At 29.8% G+C, this 16918-nt stretch carries 17 protein-coding genes and 1 other RNA gene; 6 read left to right on the top strand and 12 right to left on the bottom strand.

Annotated elements, in window-relative coordinates; all coding sequences use genetic code 11:
- Positions 1–37: 37 nt before the first annotated feature.
- The 6 genes from V3V28_RS10780 to V3V28_RS10755 form a co-directional block, all read right to left on the bottom strand.
- Positions 38–190, bottom strand: coding sequence for a DUF4295 domain-containing protein (locus tag V3V28_RS10780; RefSeq protein WP_165730204.1), 153 nt, complete (start codon positions 188–190; stop codon positions 38–40).
- Positions 191–242: 52 nt separating this feature from the next.
- Positions 243–425: a 50S ribosomal protein L33 gene (gene rpmG, locus V3V28_RS10775; RefSeq protein ID WP_036785601.1), complete on the bottom strand. Its 183-nt coding sequence runs from the start codon at positions 423–425 to the stop codon at positions 243–245.
- Positions 426–452: 27 nt separating this feature from the next.
- The gene (rpmB, locus tag V3V28_RS10770; RefSeq protein ID WP_331365022.1) at positions 453–692 is read right to left on the bottom strand and encodes a 50S ribosomal protein L28; all 240 of its coding nucleotides are present in this window, start codon (positions 690–692) and stop codon (positions 453–455) included.
- Positions 693–780: 88 nt separating this feature from the next.
- Positions 781–2022 carry a competence/damage-inducible protein A gene (locus V3V28_RS10765; RefSeq protein WP_331365021.1) on the bottom strand — a complete coding sequence of 414 codons (1242 nt, stop codon included), beginning with the start codon at positions 2020–2022 and terminating at the stop codon, positions 781–783.
- A gap of 117 nt (positions 2023–2139) precedes the next feature.
- The gene (locus V3V28_RS10760) at positions 2140–2748 is read right to left on the bottom strand and encodes a fumarylacetoacetate hydrolase family protein (RefSeq protein ID WP_331365020.1); all 609 of its coding nucleotides are present in this window, start codon (positions 2746–2748) and stop codon (positions 2140–2142) included.
- Between the two features lie 149 nt (positions 2749–2897).
- Positions 2898–3737: a 1,4-dihydroxy-2-naphthoyl-CoA synthase gene (locus V3V28_RS10755; protein WP_331365019.1), complete on the bottom strand. Its 840-nt coding sequence runs from the start codon at positions 3735–3737 to the stop codon at positions 2898–2900.
- Positions 3738–3807: 70 nt separating this feature from the next.
- Here V3V28_RS10755 and V3V28_RS10750 point away from each other — a divergent pair, with 70 nt between their 5' ends.
- Positions 3808–4965, top strand: coding sequence for an alpha/beta hydrolase-fold protein (locus V3V28_RS10750; RefSeq protein ID WP_331365018.1), 1158 nt, complete (start codon positions 3808–3810; stop codon positions 4963–4965).
- A 72-nt stretch (positions 4966–5037) separates the two neighbouring features.
- Here the strand turns inward: V3V28_RS10750 and V3V28_RS10745 are convergent, their stop codons facing one another.
- The 5 genes from V3V28_RS10745 to ffs form a co-directional block, all read right to left on the bottom strand.
- On the bottom strand, positions 5038–5532 hold the full coding sequence (locus tag V3V28_RS10745) for a DNA-binding protein (RefSeq protein ID WP_331365017.1): 495 nt from the start codon (positions 5530–5532) through the stop codon (positions 5038–5040).
- Positions 5532–7190: a 2-succinyl-5-enolpyruvyl-6-hydroxy-3-cyclohexene-1-carboxylic-acid synthase gene (menD, locus tag V3V28_RS10740; RefSeq protein WP_331365016.1), complete on the bottom strand. Its 1659-nt coding sequence runs from the start codon at positions 7188–7190 to the stop codon at positions 5532–5534. The genes V3V28_RS10745 and menD overlap by 1 nt, the downstream gene beginning before the upstream one ends.
- A gap of 283 nt (positions 7191–7473) precedes the next feature.
- Entirely contained in the window at positions 7474–8127 is a 654-nt protein-coding gene (gene fsa, locus V3V28_RS10735; RefSeq protein WP_331365015.1) for a fructose-6-phosphate aldolase, read from the bottom strand.
- A gap of 248 nt (positions 8128–8375) precedes the next feature.
- Positions 8376–9179, bottom strand: a complete 804-nt coding sequence (locus tag V3V28_RS10730; protein ID WP_331365014.1) for an SDR family oxidoreductase — start codon at positions 9177–9179, stop codon at positions 8376–8378.
- Positions 9180–9318: 139 nt separating this feature from the next.
- Positions 9319–9417: signal recognition particle sRNA small type (gene ffs, locus V3V28_RS10725), an RNA gene on the bottom strand.
- Between the two features lie 177 nt (positions 9418–9594).
- Between ffs and V3V28_RS10720 the strand changes: the two genes are divergently transcribed.
- The 4 genes from V3V28_RS10720 to V3V28_RS10705 all read left to right on the top strand — a co-directional run bounded on the left by V3V28_RS10720 (position 9595) and on the right by V3V28_RS10705 (position 14763).
- Positions 9595–10116, top strand: coding sequence for a DUF4199 domain-containing protein (locus V3V28_RS10720; RefSeq protein WP_331365013.1), 522 nt, complete (start codon positions 9595–9597; stop codon positions 10114–10116).
- Positions 10117–10215: 99 nt separating this feature from the next.
- Positions 10216–11172, top strand: a complete 957-nt coding sequence (locus tag V3V28_RS10715; RefSeq protein WP_331365012.1) for a glycosyltransferase family 2 protein — start codon at positions 10216–10218, stop codon at positions 11170–11172.
- Positions 11173–11215: 43 nt separating this feature from the next.
- A complete protein-coding gene (locus V3V28_RS10710) occupies positions 11216–12931 on the top strand; it encodes a phospho-sugar mutase (protein ID WP_331365011.1) in 1716 nt (571 codons plus the stop codon).
- The gene (locus V3V28_RS10705) at positions 12931–14763 is read left to right on the top strand and encodes an ABC transporter ATP-binding protein (RefSeq protein ID WP_331365010.1); all 1833 of its coding nucleotides are present in this window, start codon (positions 12931–12933) and stop codon (positions 14761–14763) included. Before V3V28_RS10710 ends, V3V28_RS10705 begins: the two co-directional genes overlap by 1 nt.
- A 203-nt stretch (positions 14764–14966) precedes the next feature.
- Here the strand turns inward: V3V28_RS10705 and V3V28_RS10700 are convergent, their stop codons facing one another.
- On the bottom strand, positions 14967–16292 hold the full coding sequence (locus tag V3V28_RS10700; protein ID WP_331365009.1) for an Omp28-related outer membrane protein: 1326 nt from the start codon (positions 16290–16292) through the stop codon (positions 14967–14969).
- 127 nt (positions 16293–16419) lie between these two features.
- Here V3V28_RS10700 and V3V28_RS10695 point away from each other — a divergent pair, with 127 nt between their 5' ends.
- A complete protein-coding gene (locus V3V28_RS10695) occupies positions 16420–16902 on the top strand; it encodes a TlpA family protein disulfide reductase (RefSeq protein ID WP_331365008.1) in 483 nt (160 codons plus the stop codon).
- Positions 16903–16918 lie beyond the last annotated feature (16 nt).

The raw sequence follows: 16918 nt of genomic DNA, 5'->3' as shown, positions 1-16918 counted from the left end.
AATAGAAAGTAGTTTTAAATATTTTATGTGGTAAAAATTACTTTTTTGCTAAAAAAGCATCTACTTTAGAAGGATCCATAATTGATTCTACAAAAGTGTAAGCTCCTGATTTTGGAGATTTTACCATTTTTATAGCTTTACTTAATCTTTTTGAAGATGTTTGTAACGATGCTACTGTTTTCTTTGCCATTGTGTTAGTTTTTAAAATCTATATGCTCTGTTCTGAGTTCTAGATATTTTAATTATTTAATTTCTTTGTGAACAGTCATTTTCTTTAAGATAGAATTGAATTTTTTAATTTCCATTCTATCTGGAGTGTTCTTCTTGTTCTTTGTTGTAATATATCTAGAAGTACCTCTTTCTCCTGAAGCTTTATGCTCTGTACATTCTAAAATTACCTGAACTCTGTTTCCTTTTTTTGCCATCTGTATAAAATTTTAAATCGCTTAAGCTTATTTAGTTAAAAATCCGTTAGCTCTCGCTTCTTTTATAACTGCAGAAATTCCTTTCTTGTTAATATTCTTTAATGCAGAAGCTGATACTTTTAAAGTAATCCATTTATCTTCTTCTGGTATGAAAAAACGCTTGGTCATTAGATTAGCGTCAAACTTTCTCTTAGTTCTATTCATAGCATGAGAAACATTGTTCCCAACCATTGCTTTTTTTCCTGTTAATTCACAAACTCTAGACATCTTTTCGACAGTATTTATAGTGTTATCTCTAAACGAGGTGCAAATCTACAACTAATTACAATATTGAGCAAAACAATTTTACATATTTTTAAAGAATTTCTTTCTGTAAAATTTCTAATGATTTACTTACCGTTCTGTTAATTACTTTTTCTCTTGGTTGACCAAAATTAAACTCTTCTACAAACACCTCATTATCTGTTGCTAACGCTATAAAAACAACGCCAACACTTTTATCATTATGGTCTGTCGTTGGGCCAGCATTACCAGTAACTGCAATTGCATAATTTGTATTTAATTTTTCTTTTGCTCCTTTTGCCATCTCAATTGCTACTTCTTTACTTACAACAGAGTACTTTTCTATTGTTTTTTTGGACACTCCTAACAAACTTATTTTTGTTTCTGCTGAATAGGTTATAAAACTACCTTTATAATAAGCAGATGATCCTACAACAGAAACCAAATTGGCTGCAATTTTTCCTCCAGTTAGACTTTCTGCCGTGCAAATAGTCTTATTATTCCTTTTTAAAATCTCTCCTACTCTTTTTTCTAAAGAAGCATCATCATCTAAACCTGTAATAATTTCTGGTATTAATTGATAAACCTTTGCAACCTCTTCATTCAATTCTTTTTCTAGAATTTCTTTATTTTCTCCTTTGGCGGATAAACGTAAACGGACTTTACCAAATGATGGTAAATACGCTAATTTTATATAGGTTGGCAAATTGTTTTCGAAATCTTCAATTCTTTCAGCAATCATACTTTCTCCTGCTCCATAAGTCATAATTGTTTTATGAATTATAAAAGGTAGTTTAAATTGCTTTTGAATTCTTGGTAAAACTTGATTGGTAATTAAACCCTTCATTTCATAAGGAACTCCGGGAAGTGACACAAAAACAGTTTCGTTTTCATAAAACCACATTCCTGGCGCTGTACCAAAACTGTTTTGCAAATAAGTTGCTTTTGAAGGTAATTGCGCTTGTGCTCTTTGAATTTCTTTAAATGGATGATTTATCTTCTTGAACAATTCTTTTATATGCGCCACAACTTCTGGATACTCAATAAGTTTATCATCATTAAAATACTTTGCAATTGTTTTTTTTGTGATATCGTCTTTTGTTGGCCCTAACCCGCCAGTAAGAATAATAATATCTACTCTTTTTTGCGCTTCTTTTAAAGCGTTTAAAATATGTAGTTCATCATCTTGGATAGATGTTATTTGATATACAGAAACGCCAATTTTATTTAATTGTTGACCAATCCATTGCGAATTTGTATCTACAATTTGACCGATTAAAATTTCATCTCCTATTGTTATAATTTCTGCATTCATATTTTTTTTGTTGCAAAGTAACAAAGTTAAAAAGAGTCACAAAGTTTGACTTTGAATCTTTGCAACTTTGTAACTTTGTAACTTTGTAACTCTTTTTAACTTTGTTGCTTTTTTTTTCTATTTAACTCTAATATTAAAAGCTTCTTTTCCTTCTACAACTCCTTTTAAAACATCATTTTCTACAACTTTTCCAACTCCTGCTGGTGTTCCTGTAAAAATAACATCTCCTTTTTTTAATGTAAAATATTGAGAAACATAAGAAATTAACTCATCTGTTGTCCACAACATAGCGTTTGTGTTTCCATCTTGTACTATTTCATCATTTTTATACAATTGAAATTTTAAGTTTTCTAAATCGAATTGTTCCTTTGGATAAAATTCTCCAATAACAGCACTTCCGTCAAACGCTTTTGCTTTTTCCCAAGGCAAACCTTTTTCCTTGCATTTTGCTTGTACATCTCTTGCAGTAAAATCGATTCCTAGTCCGATTTCATCGTAATATTTATGCGCAAACTTTGCATCTATATGTTTACCAACTTTATTAATTTTTACCAAAACTTCTACTTCATAATGAACATCGTCAGAAAAAGGTGGGATAAAAAATGGGTTTTTTCTTGGTAAAATAGCAGAATCTGGTTTTAAAAAAACAACAGGATTTTCTGGTCTTTCATTTGCTAGTTCTTCTATATGTTTGGCATAATTACGCCCAATACAAATTATTTTCATTTTTATTTATTGAAAAATTAAAAAGTTCTAGATACAAATTTATTCATTCTTCATAAATTCACTCGAACTGACAAACTGACAAACTGATAACTGACAAACTGATAACTGATAACTGATAACTGATAACTGATAACTGAAATCTACGGAATCTACGGAATCCAAACTTTTGGAAAATTAGGTTTACGTTTTTCTAAAAAAGCATCTCTACCTTCTTTTGCTTCATCTGTCATATAAGCAAGTCTTGTTGCTTCACCTGCAAAAACTTGTTGCCCAACCATTCCATCATCGGTTAAGTTCATTGCGAATTTTAACATTTTAATTGATGTTGGAGATTTTTCTAAAATTTCTTGCGCCCATTCAAAAGCTGTATCTTCTAATTCTTCATGAGGAATTACAGCATTTACCATTCCCATTTCAAAGGCTTCTTGCGCAGAGTAATTTCTTCCTAAAAAGAAAATTTCTCTTGCTCTTTTCTGACCAACCATTTTTGCCAAATATGCTGAACCATAACCACCATCAAACGAAGTTACATCTGCATCAGTTTGTTTAAAAATAGCATGTTCTTTAGACGCCAAAGTTAAATCACAAACAACATGTAAACTATGCCCGCCACCAACTGCCCAACCAGGAACAACAGCAATAACTGCTTTTGGCATAAAACGAATTAACCTTTGAACTTCTAATATATTTAACCTGTGATAACCATCTTCGCCAACATAACCTTGGTGTCCTCTGGCCTTTTGATCTCCACCAGAACAGAAAGAATAAACACCATCTTTTGTACTTGGTCCTTCGGCCGAAAGTAATACTACACCTATCGAAGTATCTTCACCTGCATCATAAAAAGCATCGTATAATTCTTTTGTTGTCTTGGGACGAAATGCATTTCTAACATTAGGTCTATTAAAAGCAATTCTAGCAACTCCATTACATTTTTTATACGTAATGTCTTCATATTCTTTGGCAACTTTCCACTCGGGTTGTATCATAATTTTGTATTTTAGGCGTTCTTTTTAGAGAACTAAAACAATTTGCTTACAAAAATAAACATTCTATATGATGATTAAGAAATCAGTGACAGTAATATTTATATTTTTTTGTTTCTTCGGGTTTTCACAAAAAATAATTAATAAGAACATTGAATCTGAAATATTAGAAACAACAAGAAATGTAAAGATTTATCTTCCACAAGGTTATGAGAAAGATAGTATTAAAAATTATCCTTTAGCTGTAGTTTTTGACGCTGAATATCTTTTAGATGCTTATATAGGTAATTCTGTATTATTTGCAGCAAAAGACAAAGCACCTAAACAGATAATTGTAGGTATTTCTATGAGTAAAACTAGAAAAAAAGACACTTATTTTGATGTAAATACAGGTAATTTAACTGCAGACAATATTGCTTTTTATCAATTTGTTAAGGATGAAGTTATCTTTTATATGGAGAGTAATTTTAGAACTTCTCCATTTATTTCTTTAGTTGGCGAAGGAACTTCTGCAAATTTAATTACACACTATTTAAGTGAAAATAAACCTTTTATAAATTCATACATTTGCATTAACCCAACTTTTTCAGATTTTGTTGGTCAACAATTTCAATCTTATAATTTACAGAAGTTTTTAAAAGAAGACAATACTTTTTATTTATATACAAACAATGCCAGTTCTTTTTCTTCAAAAAAACAGACAAAGATTAGCGAACTACAAAACGGTCTTGCTTCTTTAGAATTAAAAAACTTTAATGTAATAAACGATACAATTAAAACCTCTAGTAGTGTTTCTGCAATTAGTGAGGCAATACCAAGAGCTTTAACAAATGTATTTGAAATTTATTCTGCAATATCAAAAGATGAATTTAATAAAAACATAAAAGACTTATCACCAATTGATGCCATCGCTTATTTAGAAAATAAATATCTAGAAATTGAATTCCTTTTTGGAAGTAATTTAGGAATAAGAGAGCGTGATATTTATGCTGTAGAAAAAATTGTAATCGAAAAAGAAAATGGAGATCATTTACGAGAATTTGGTAGAATGATTTTAAAATTATTCCCTACATCTCCTTTAGGCGATTATTACATTGGTAGATACTACGAAAGTGGAAAACAGATAAAAAAAGCCTTAAAACAGTACAAAATTGGCTATGGAAAAATGGATCCTACAGACCCAAATTCTGATGCTTTTTATGAAAATATTTTAAGACTTGGTGGAATGTAAAAAGTTGGCAGTATTTTAGTCTTCAGTTGGAGGTAAGTTTCTGCCTGAATACTGCCTACTGAAGACTGAATACTACTTTACCAACTCTATTCTGTCTTCTTTAATTACAATTAGTTTTTGTTTGTACAAGTTACCAACTGCTTTTTTAAATGCCTTCTTACTCATTTTCATATGAAAACGAATAGAATCTGGCGAGCTTTTATCAGTAATTAAAATAAAACCCTCTCTACTATCTTTTAATCTAGCAAGTACTTTCTCAACGTCAGAATCAATCACATTTCTAAAACCTTGTGGCCTTAAAGAAACGTCTATCTTACCATCTTCACGAATATTTTTGATATAACCAGTAACTTCCATATTCTCTTCTAACTCCTGAAAAACTTCACTTCTAAAAAGTAAACCATCAAATTCTTCATTAATTAAAACAGTATAACCCAAACCGGTTTCAGTTTCAATTACCAAATTCACCTTATCACCTTCTTTCAAGTACATTTCTTGTTCTTCAGAACTATTTTCTTCGTCTTGTAAGTTCTCTTCTTCGTCGTATAAACCTTCTTGTAAATCCATTACTGTATATATTTAAAATATTCTTTTAAAATTAAATCATTTTCTTCACTTGGCGTAAAGATTTCTAATATTTTTGGTTTTTCTGATGTTTCATAAAAACCTTCTAGTTGTTCTCGTACTGTTTCTGTTGAGTTTGCTTTTAAATAATCAAGTTCATACATTTTACATAAATGTTCTGCAGTTAAAGAATGTGGGGTTTCAAAATACTTTGCAGCATTTGTAGATTTTGGTCCAGGAATAATTTTAAAAATTCCACCACCAGAATTATTAATTACAATAATTCTAAAACTTGCAGGAATATTAGCATTCCACAATGCGTTACTATCATAGAAAAAACTTAAATCTCCTGTAATAAAAATAGTTTGATTCTTATTCGAAAAAGCAGCTCCAATTGCTGTAGAAGTACTACCATCAATTCCACTAGTTCCTCTATTACAGAACACATTATTTGTTTTATGAATGCTAAACAATTGCGCATATCTAATAATTGAACTATTACTAATTTGCAACTGACAATTGTTAGGAACACTTTCTAAAACTTGCTCAAAAACCTTAAAATCTGAATGTGTCGTTTTTGATAAATATTCAGCATGTTTAACTCGTTTTTCATCACGAATTTCTAGCCATTTTGATTGATAATCGCTATCTTTTTTCACTATTGAGGTATTAAATTCAGTAAAAAAATTAAGAGGGTTTATTTGTATAAATTCTGATAAGCAAAAAAACGTGTTTGTTGCTTTTTTCTCATCAATACTCCAATGGTGTTTTGGTTGATATTTTCTTAAAAATTGTTTTATTTTTTTAGATACAATCATTCCTCCAAAAGTGATTAACACTTCTGGTTTTAAATCTTGAAACTGATTTTCGTTCAAAGAAAAAATCAATTGATCTATAGAATTAATCGCTTTTTCTTGATGCAAATTAGACGTTGTTTCTGTTAATACTAACACAGAATCATCATCAGCATACAAATCCATTAGTTTATGTAAAGCTTCATCAGGATAATTTACACCTACTAAAATCATTTTCTTTTCAGCTGCGTTCCAAATTTTAGATAAATCATCATAATCTATATGAAAATTATCTAAAGAACTTAAAGAAATATGCGGAAATTTAAATTCTTCTAAACCAAAAACTGTTTCGTACAAAGGCTCATCAAAGGGAACATTTATATGCACAGGTCCTTTTTGTGAAACTGATATTTGTAGCGCTTCCCCAATTAATTGAGAATTGCGTGTTTTATATTTCTCATTTTCAATCAAATTTGCAGAAAATAATATGTGGTTTTCAAACACATTTTCTTGACGAATCGTTTGCCCGTCGCCAATATCTATTAAATGTTTTGGTCTGTCTGCAGAAATTACAACTAACGGGATATTACTGTAAAAAGCTTCTGCAATTGCAGGATAATAATTTAACAAAGCAGAACCAGAAGTACAAACAATTGCAACTGGTTTTTGCGTTTGTTGCGCAATTCCTAAAGCAAAAAAAGCAGCACAACGCTCATCAACCACACTTAATGTTTCAATTTCTGGGTGATTAGAAAAACCAACCGTTAAAGGAGCATTACGTGAACCTGGAGAAATAACAACGGTATCAATCTTAAATTGATAACAAGCTGAAATTACAATTTGTGCGAGTTCTTTTTTTGGATACATTTTTTAAATCCTTTTTAAGATTTAAAAGTTTTTAGTTGTTGACTTTTAGTTATTAGTGAAGACTGAAAACCAAAAATAAACATACAAAAACCAATCTATTAAACTATTAGTTACTAAACAAGTTTAGCCCTGATTGAGCGACTTGTTTGAGCTCTTTTTTGCCTTTTCGGAAAAAAAAGCGAGTAGCGAAAGCAGGAAATAGCTTCTTATTATATAATAAATTGTTGATTTTTAATTAAGAGTGAGTACTAAAAATTAAAAACCAACAACTAAAAACTATTTTCTAGTTTCCTTTTTGGTAATCTGCTAAAAATTTAGCCAAACCACTATCTGTTAAGGGGTGTTTTAATAAACCTTCAATAGCACTTAAAGGTCCAGTCATAACGTCCGATCCTAATTTAGCACAGTTAATAATGTGCATTGTATTACGTACAGATGCAGCTAAAATTTGAGTTTCAAAACCATAATTATCATAGATTAAACGAATTTCTTTAATTAAGTTCATTCCGTCTGTAGAAATATCGTCTAAACGACCAATAAATGGAGAAACATATGTTGCTCCTGCTTTTGCTGCTAATAAAGCTTGACCTGCAGAAAACACTAACGTTACATTTGTTTTAATTCCTTTAGATGAAAAGTATTTACATGCTTTTACACCGTCTTTTATCATTGGTAATTTTACCACAATTTGAGGGTTTAAAGCAGCTAAAGCTTCACCTTCTCTAACCATTCCTTCAAAATCGGTAGAAATAACTTCCGCAGAAACATCACCTTCAACCAACTCACAAATTTCTTTGTAATGATTAATAATATTCGCTTCACCAGTAATTCCTTCTTTTGCCATTAAAGACGGGTTTGTAGTTACGCCATCTAAAATACCCATAGCTTGCGCTTCTTCAATTTGGGCTAAATTTGCTGTGTCAATAAAAAATTTCATTCTATATAAATATTAGTTGTGATTTCTGTTTTTGGGCGTTCCTTAAAAAGGTAGGGCTTTACGTTCCAATCTTTTTATTTTGTTCTCGATACAAATTTGTTCATTCTTCACAAACTCACTCGAACTGACAATAAAAAGGATTTCCACTTCAATCCCTAACGCAAAGATAGTTACTTGCTTGTAAATTTAGGAAGTGAAATAAAAGTATTTTTCTATCACTTATAAACAATAAAAAAACACCTTTCTAATTATAATTTGTAATGATTCATTAAGATTTTCTCATACATTCTATCTGGCAAAATTCGTTTTAAGACTATAGAGAATTTTTCCATAAACCCGCCAACTTTATAATGAATTTTAGGACTCTTGGTATTTATAATTTTATGAACCACTTTTGCCATTTCTACAGGATTCATCCCTCCGTTAACATGTGTATCCATTAAATCTAAATTCGCTTGATAATTCTCTTTATAAGCAGAGTTTTCAAAAACAGGTGTATGATATCTTGCTGCAGCAATATTGGTAGCAAAATCTCCTGGAGCAACATTCACAACATTAATTCCAAAAGGTTTTACCTCCATACTTGTAGATTCAGTAATCGTTTCTAAAGCGCCTTTTGTTGCAGAATATAAACCTCTAAAAGGCAAACCCATATAACCAGCAATAGAAGTTACATTAATAATTGTACCAGAATTTTGTTTTCGCATTTGTGGTAAAACTGTTTTCATGACATCTATTGCACCAAATAAGTTGGTATTAAAAACAGCACGCATTTCATCGGTTGGTGTATCTTCAATCGGGCCAGTAATTCCCATTCCTGCATTATTCACCAAAACATCTAACCTTCCTTCTTTTTTGATGATAAAATCAATTGCTGTATTAATTGTTTCAACTTTTAAAACATCTAAAGCAATGAGTTCAAAAGAAAAGTTCTCAATATTTTTAGGATTTCTACTTGTACCATATACTTTATATCCTTTTTGATATAAAAAAGTTGCAATCGATTTCCCGATTCCAGAGGAAGCGCCAGTAATTAAAACAACTTTAGACATAGTGTATTAAAATATTTAAGAATTTAATAGAAAGGCAAATATCTTAAAAGTTAATGAATGAAACTAAAAAGGAGAAAGTTAATAACTGTTATAAAAATAAAAATTCTGAAAAGATTCAGAATTAAATTAAGGGTAAAAAAAATGGCAAGCTATCTACATCACACCGCTACAACCTAATACCTTTGCTGCGTTCCCGCCCTGGAGGATTCAAAGGGAGCTAGTTGTGTAGGACTTGCCGCTGCAAATTTACAATAGATTTTTATTTAATCAACAAAAAAAATATGAAAATTTTTGTAACATTTTTAATACTTTGATTACTAATTAATTGTTTAGATAATTTTTCTAACTTTATTAAAATTAAAAACTATCTAAATGAAATGAATATATTTGTATAACTAACTAAATTTAAACACAAATGGAAAATCAAGCAAACAGTAAAGGTTTTATAGTAAATAACGGAGTAATATTAGGTGTAGCAAGCATACTTTTATCGCTTGTAATGTACGCAACAGGTAGTCATTTAGATCCACATTGGTCTAGTTCGGTAGTATCTGCAGCTTTATTTATTGGTATAATTATTCTTGGAACTAAAAAATTTAAAGAAGCAAATGGTGGTTTTATGTCTTGGGGGCAAGGAGTTAAAATTGGTGTTGGAATTGCGGTTCTTGCAGGGTTAATAGTAGTTATTTACAATTATATCTTTATGAACTTTATAGAGCCTGACTTTATGAGCCAGGTTATGGAAATTCAAAATCAAAAGTTTTTAGACCAAGGAATGACTGAAGAACAAATTGATGCCGCTAATGAAATGGGGAAATCTTTTCAATCTCCAGGAGTTATGGCTGCAATGGGAATTATTGGTTATGCTATTGGTGGTTTTATTGTTGCGGCAATTACTTCTGCAATTATGAAAAAAACCGAAGAAGAAAACTATTAGTATCGTTTAAAAGTTAATTAGTTTATAAAGTTTAATAGTTTTAACAATAATTATTTTTAAACTTTTAACTTTACAACTTTCAACTTTAGAGCAAAAATTATGGATATTTCGGTAGTAATACCACTTCTTAACGAAGCAGAATCTTTACAAGAATTACACGATTGGATTGCAAAAGTTATGCAATCCAATCGTTATTTATATGAAATTATTTTTATTGATGACGGTAGTACAGATACTTCTTGGGAAGTAATTGAAAAACTATCTAAAAAAGATAATGCAGTAAAAGGAATTCGTTTTAAAAGGAATTTTGGAAAATCGCAAGCTTTAGATGCTGGTTTTGAACTAGCAAAAGGTAAGGTAGTTATTACTATGGACGCAGATTTACAAGACAATCCTGATGAAATTCCTGAATTATACGACTTAATTATAAAAGAAGATTTCGACCTTATTTCTGGCTGGAAAAAGAAACGTTATGACAATGTTGTAACTAAAAACATTCCTTCAAAACTATTTAATGCTGCAGCCAGAAAAACTTCTGGTTTAAAATTACACGACTTTAACTGTGGTTTAAAAGCTTACAAAAACGAGGTAATTAAAACCGTAAAAGTTAGCGGAGAAATGCATAGATACATTCCTGTTTTAGCCAAAAATGAAGGTTTTAATAAAATTGGAGAAAAAGTTGTGCAACATCAGGCAAGAAAATACGGAGAAACTAAATTTGGAATGGATCGTTTTATAAATGGTTTTTTAGATTTAATTACTATTTCATTTTTATCTAAATTCGGAAAAAGACCAATGCATTTTTTTGGCCTTTGGGGAACTTTAATGTTCTTATTCGGTACCACTTCTGCATTTTATATTGGCATTATAAAGCTTTACAAAGTATACAAAGGTGTTAAATCAATTTTAGTTACTGATAATCCTTGGTTTTATATTGCTCTAACTTCTATGACTTTAGGAACTTTATTATTTTTAGCAGGTTTTATTGGCGAATTAATAATTAAGACCAAAAGCAACGAAAAACACTATACTATAAAAGAAAAACTCAATTTCTAATCTGTATATTTGTATTTCTAAATTAACAAAAAACCAAACCTAAATGAGTAAAATTTTAGACAAAGCTAAGCAATGGTTAACTTCAACTTTTGATGCTGAAACTCAACAAGAAATTCAACAATTAATAGACACTAATTCTTCAGATTTAGAAGACAGGTTCTATAAAAATATGGAATTTGGTACTGGTGGAATGCGTGGAATAATGGGCGCAGGAACTAACAGAATTAATAAATATACTTTAGGTAGAGCTACACAAGGTTTGTCTAATTACTTAATAGAAAACGTAAAAAAAGAACAATTAAAAGTAGTTATTGCTTATGATTGTAGACATAATAGCAAAAAGTTCGCAAAATTGGTTGCAGATGTTTTTTCTGCAAATAATATAAAAGTTTTCCTTTTTGAAGATTTAAGAGCAACACCAGAGTTATCATTTGCTGTAAGGCATTTAGATTGTGATGCAGGTATTGTTTTAACAGCTTCTCACAATCCACCAGAATACAATGGTTACAAAGTGTATTGGTCAGATGGTGGACAAATTGTTCCTCCACATGATGGCGGTATAATTGGTAATGTAAATGGATTAGATTTTACTGAAATTAAATTTAATGCAAACGAAAGTTTAATAGAAACTATTGGTAAAGAGGTTGATGATGTTTTTGTAGCAAAATCTGTAGTAAACGGAAAGTTATCAGAAAAAATTGATAGAAAAAATTTAAAAGTAGTTTTTACTTCTTTACATGGAACTTCTATTGTTTCTGTACCAGATGCTTTAGCAAAAGCAGGTTATACAGATGTACATATTGTAGAAGAACAAAGAGAACCTAACGGGGATTTTCCAACAGTAAAATCGCCAAATCCAGAAGAACCAGAAGCTTTAAAAATGGCAACTGATTTGGCCTATAAAATTGGAGCAGATATTGTTATTGGTACAGATCCAGATTGTGATCGTTTAGGTGTAGCAGTTAGAGATGCAGATGGAAACATGAAATTAATGAACGGTAACCAAACAATGGTTGTTATGACCGATTTCTTAATGAGAAAATGGAAAAAAGAAGGAAAAATTAATGGAAATCAATTTGTAGGCTCTACAATAGTTTCTACTGAATTAGTTAATGAAGTTGCTGCTGGTTATGGTGTAGATACTAATGTTTCTTTAACTGGTTTTAAATGGATTGCTAAAATGATAAGAGACAACCCTAATAAAGATTTTATTGGTGGTGGTGAAGAAAGTTTTGGTTATATGGTTGGTGACTTTGTTAGAGATAAAGATGCTGTTACGGCTACACTTTTAGCTTGTGAAGTTGCTGCTTTAGCAAAACAAAACGGAAGTTCTTTTTATGAAGAATTACTAAATATTTATATCAGAAATAATTTTTATAAAGAACATTTAATTTCTATTACAAAAAAAGGAATGGATGGTGCTGCAGAAATTCAGCAAATGTTAAGCGATATGCGTAACAACCCTATTACAGAAATTGATGGAGAAAAAATAGAATCGCTTTCTGATTATGATGCATCAACAAGAAAAAATTTAATTACTGGTGCTATAACAAACATAGATTTACCAAAATCTAATGTTTTAATTTACCAAACAGCATCAGGAACAAGAATTGCTGCAAGACCAAGTGGTACAGAACCTAAAATTAAATTCTACTTTAGCGTAAATACTTCTTTAGATAATGTGAAAAATACAGATAAGGTTGAAGCGGAATTAGATGCTAAAATTCAACGAATTATTAAAGAAATGAAACTGAATTAATGAGCTATTTTAAGGACATTTTAAAATACGAGAAAAAGTATCGAAAATTTACAATTCTTAATATTATATTTAATATACTTTACGCAATTTTTAACGTGCTTTCTGTATTGGCTTTTATTCCTGTTTTAAATATTTTATTCGGAACAGAAAAAAAAGTAATTACAAAACCTATTTATGACGGAATTACTAATATTGGTAGTTACCTAGAAAATAGTTTTAACCATTTTATCTATCAAAAAATCATAGATGATGGAGAAATTAATGTGTTACTATTCATTTGTTTATTATCGCTTTCATTATTCTTTTTCAAGAACCTATTTAGATATTTAGCTTCTTATGTAATTACTTTTTTAAGAACCGGAATTGTAAAAGATTTACGAGATAAATTATATAATAAAATAGTAGAATTACCAATTGCTTATTTTTCAGAAAAAAGAAAAGGAGATATTATTGCTCGAATGACTTCTGATGTGCAAGAAGTAGAAAACTCTATTTTAACCTCTATAGAAGCATTGGTAAGAGAACCTCTTACAGTAATTATCTCTATTACTATTATGCTTTTTATAAGTTTAAAATTAACACTTTTTGTTTTTGTTTTATTACCTGTTTCTGGTTTTATAATTTCATCAATTAGTAAAAAATTAAAATCTACTTCTGTTAAAGCTCAAAAAGAAACCGGTAACTTTCTTTCTTTTATTGAAGAGACTTTAACAGGTTTAAGAATTATTAAAGGTTTTAATGCTGAAAACGTAATTGCGAAAAAATTTAATGATTCTACATTAAGTTTTAGAAAATTAATGACCAGTGTTTTTCATAGACAAACATTAGCGTCTCCAATGAGTGAGTTTTTAGGATCTGTAACTATTATTGCGATTCTTTGGTATGGCGGAACAGATGTTTTAAATAAAACAAGTGCTTTAGATTCAAGTAAATTCTTAGGCTATATACTTCTATTTTACACCGTTTTAAACCCAATAAAATTAATTACAACAACATTTTATAACATTCAGAGAGGAGAAGCTTCTGCAGAAAGAATTATGACTATTTTAAATACTGAAAATAGTATTAAAGACAAAACAAACGCAACTGTAAAAGAAGGTTTCAATAATAAAATTGAATTTAAAAATATTTCATTTAAATATAAAGATGATTATGTTTTAAAAGATTTTTCTTTGACGATTAATAAAGGAGAAACTGTTGCTTTGGTTGGACAATCTGGAAGCGGAAAATCAACTTTAGCAAACTTAATTACTCGTTTTTACGATGTTAATAAAGGGGATGTAATTATAGATGATAATAACATTAAAGACATAACAAAAAAATCTTTACGTGATTTAATGGGCATTGTTTCCCAAGATTCTATTCTTTTTAATGATACAATTGCTAACAATATTAAGTTAGGAACTCAAAATGCAACAGATAAAGCTATTTTAGAAGCCGCAAAAATTGCTAACGCAAATGAGTTTATTCAAAATTTACCAGAAAAATTCGATACTAACATTGGTGATGCAGGTGGTACACTATCTGGCGGACAAAAACAACGTTTATCTATTGCTAGAGCGGTTTTAAAGAACCCTCCGATTATGATTTTAGACGAAGCAACTTCTGCTTTAGACACAGAGTCTGAACAACTGGTACAACTTGCATTAGAAAAAATGATGCAAAAGAGAACTTCTTTAGTAATTGCACATCGATTATCTACTATTCAAAATGCAGACAAAATTGTAGTAATGAAAAAAGGTAAGATAGTAGAACAAGGAAAACATGATGAATTGCTTACAAAAAAAGGTGAATACTATAAACTGGTAACAATGCAGAGTTTAATCAAATAAAAAACGCTTCTAGAAATAGTATAAATGTGTCTAAAACTTCTTGTTAAAAAGAATTATTAGACACATTATTTATTTATAAATAACCAACTAAAGTCTAATTATTATTTTATTTGACACAAACAGTTGCTAGTTATAATTTTAAAAAAAACTCAAAGATTATAGAACCTTTGAGTTTTTCTTTAAAAAAGTAAGACCTCTAACAGTTAGTCAAAATCTTTTCTAATATTAACTTTAGCATATTGAGCATTCAATACTACTTTTCCAGAAGCATCTACTAACATAGCAATTACTGCAGTATTATTAACATTAGCAATACCAACTAGACCTAAATTAGTACTAAAAGATTTATGATGAATTCCTGTGGTTGCAGAAGTTGGATCTCCTAAAACATCAGTTGTTGCATATCTTAAAACGTGATTGTGTTCAAAACCAACAATTGGATCTGCACCTGCGTAATAACTTGTATAATTAGACTGATTATAAATGACTTTATCTTCTAAAATAAAAACAACCAATTTAGTTCCTGCTAAATTTTGAGTAAAACCTGTACTTATAACTATGTCTAAGGTAGTACCAGATAACAAAGAACTTATTGCTAAACCTGCATTCGTATTTCCCTTTGCTTGGTTTACTGCCTGATCCACGTTACTTGGTTCTGGATAAGACCATTCAGATGCTCTATTAACATAAGCTGTTGGAAAACTAGAAACTCCAAAAGCACTTCTTAACGCTTTAGACGCATCATTTTCCATTGGTTCACTATTTGCAACGTGAGCAGCTATAGCAAAGACTTTATCAGTTTGTGCTTCAACTAAACCAATAGCGTAAGAAACTCTAGGACACCATCCGCACCAAGTTCCTGTATAATCTTCTATAACCGCTTTTTTGGTGTATGTAGTTGGTGTAGAAACTTCAGATATTGATATAATAATTTCATTACTAGTTACATTATTATAGACCGATTTTGCTTTTACATCACCTACTTTATCAGCAATATATTTATTTCCTGTTAAAACTGTTCCGTCAACAGAAAACTCACTATCACTAGTTTTATCTACTTTAGAGCCATCACTTAAAGTTACTTCTGAACTAAAAGTTATAATATCTCCTGTTTTTGCAGAAGAAACATCAGCAGTTATAGCTACCGAAGTTACAGTTATAACTTCATTAACAGTAATTGTTAATTCATTACTTGTTAAACTACTAAATGTAGCACTTACTTTAAACACACCATGTGTAGAAGGCGTATAAGTACTTCCTGTAATTGCAGCACCATTTACTTTTATTGCAGCTTGAGAAGTAACATTTGTATTTTGATTTGTTTTAACAGTAAAATTAGCCGTTCCTCCTGAATCAAAATTATTTTTATCAGATGTTAATGTAATTGAAGTTGGTGGAGTTTCTCCACTACCCGATCCTGAACCACTTCCAGTACCCGAACCAGTAGGTTCTCCTTCAGGAGAAGAACAAGACATGATAAGTAATAAAGCAAAAAAGGTAATAAATTTGTAAAATTTTGTTGTTTTCATAAAGAAATATTTATAGGGTTTTAAAAAAAAATTTTGTTAAAGATAATATATTTATTTTCATTAAAACCCATTTTTTTTATTGAATAGTATATATTTGCTCCAATATTTTAACAAAAAATCAAAAAACATGAAAAATTCTTTCACTATTCTTTTTCTTTTAATTTGTACTTCTATTTTTTCACAAAAAACAATACCAAATGTTAGTTTAACCAGTTTAAATGGAAAAACTGTAAGTATCGAAAATGAAATTTCTAAAGACAAAGTAACTGTATTGAGTTTTTGGGCTACCTGGTGTGTTCCTTGTATAAATGAACTAGATGCTATTAGTGAAGTTTACCAAGATTGGCAAGATGAAACTGAAATAGAAATAATAGCTATTTCTATTGATGACTCTAGAACACAAAAAAGAGTTAAACCTTTAATCAATGGAAAAGATTGGAATTATAAAGTTTTAATAGATAAAAATCAAGAATTAAAAAGAGCGTTAAATATATCTGTAATACCACATGTAATTGTTTTAAAAGGTTCAAAAATTTTATATAGACATACAGGTTATTCGCCTGGTGCAGAAGAAGAACTTTATAAAAAAATTAAAGAATTTTCAAAATAATACCCTTAAACTTAAA

This window comes from Polaribacter sp., assembly GCF_036480315.1.
GTDB lineage: Bacteria > Bacteroidota > Bacteroidia > Flavobacteriales > Flavobacteriaceae > Polaribacter.
Note: the sequence above shows the minus strand (reverse complement) of the source record. Positions and strands in the feature narration are given on the sequence as shown.

Bases quoted from the DNA above. Each gene is read 5' to 3' on its own strand.
- V3V28_RS10780 (WP_165730204.1), bottom strand. From the start codon at position 190: ATGGCAAAGAAAACAGTAGCATCGTTACAAACATCTTCAAAAAGATTA.
- rpmG (WP_036785601.1), bottom strand. From the start codon at position 425: ATGGCAAAAAAAGGAAACAGAGTTCAGGTAATTTTAGAATGTACAGAG.
- rpmB (WP_331365022.1), bottom strand. From the start codon at position 692: ATGTCTAGAGTTTGTGAATTAACAGGAAAAAAAGCAATGGTTGGGAAC.
- V3V28_RS10765 (WP_331365021.1), bottom strand. From the start codon at position 2,022: ATGAATGCAGAAATTATAACAATAGGAGATGAAATTTTAATCGGTCAA.
- V3V28_RS10760 (WP_331365020.1), bottom strand. From the start codon at position 2,748: ATGAAAATAATTTGTATTGGGCGTAATTATGCCAAACATATAGAAGAA.
- V3V28_RS10755 (WP_331365019.1), bottom strand. From the start codon at position 3,737: ATGATACAACCCGAGTGGAAAGTTGCCAAAGAATATGAAGACATTACG.
- V3V28_RS10750 (WP_331365018.1), top strand. From the start codon at position 3,808: ATGATTAAGAAATCAGTGACAGTAATATTTATATTTTTTTGTTTCTTC.
- V3V28_RS10745 (WP_331365017.1), bottom strand. From the start codon at position 5,532: ATGGATTTACAAGAAGGTTTATACGACGAAGAAGAGAACTTACAAGAC.
- menD (WP_331365016.1), bottom strand. From the start codon at position 7,190: ATGTATCCAAAAAAAGAACTCGCACAAATTGTAATTTCAGCTTGTTAT.
- fsa (WP_331365015.1), bottom strand. From the start codon at position 8,127: ATGAAATTTTTTATTGACACAGCAAATTTAGCCCAAATTGAAGAAGCG.
- V3V28_RS10730 (WP_331365014.1), bottom strand. From the start codon at position 9,179: ATGTCTAAAGTTGTTTTAATTACTGGCGCTTCCTCTGGAATCGGGAAA.
- V3V28_RS10720 (WP_331365013.1), top strand. From the start codon at position 9,595: ATGGAAAATCAAGCAAACAGTAAAGGTTTTATAGTAAATAACGGAGTA.
- V3V28_RS10715 (WP_331365012.1), top strand. From the start codon at position 10,216: ATGGATATTTCGGTAGTAATACCACTTCTTAACGAAGCAGAATCTTTA.
- V3V28_RS10710 (WP_331365011.1), top strand. From the start codon at position 11,216: ATGAGTAAAATTTTAGACAAAGCTAAGCAATGGTTAACTTCAACTTTT.
- V3V28_RS10705 (WP_331365010.1), top strand. From the start codon at position 12,931: ATGAGCTATTTTAAGGACATTTTAAAATACGAGAAAAAGTATCGAAAA.
- V3V28_RS10700 (WP_331365009.1), bottom strand. From the start codon at position 16,292: ATGAAAACAACAAAATTTTACAAATTTATTACCTTTTTTGCTTTATTA.
- V3V28_RS10695 (WP_331365008.1), top strand. From the start codon at position 16,420: ATGAAAAATTCTTTCACTATTCTTTTTCTTTTAATTTGTACTTCTATT.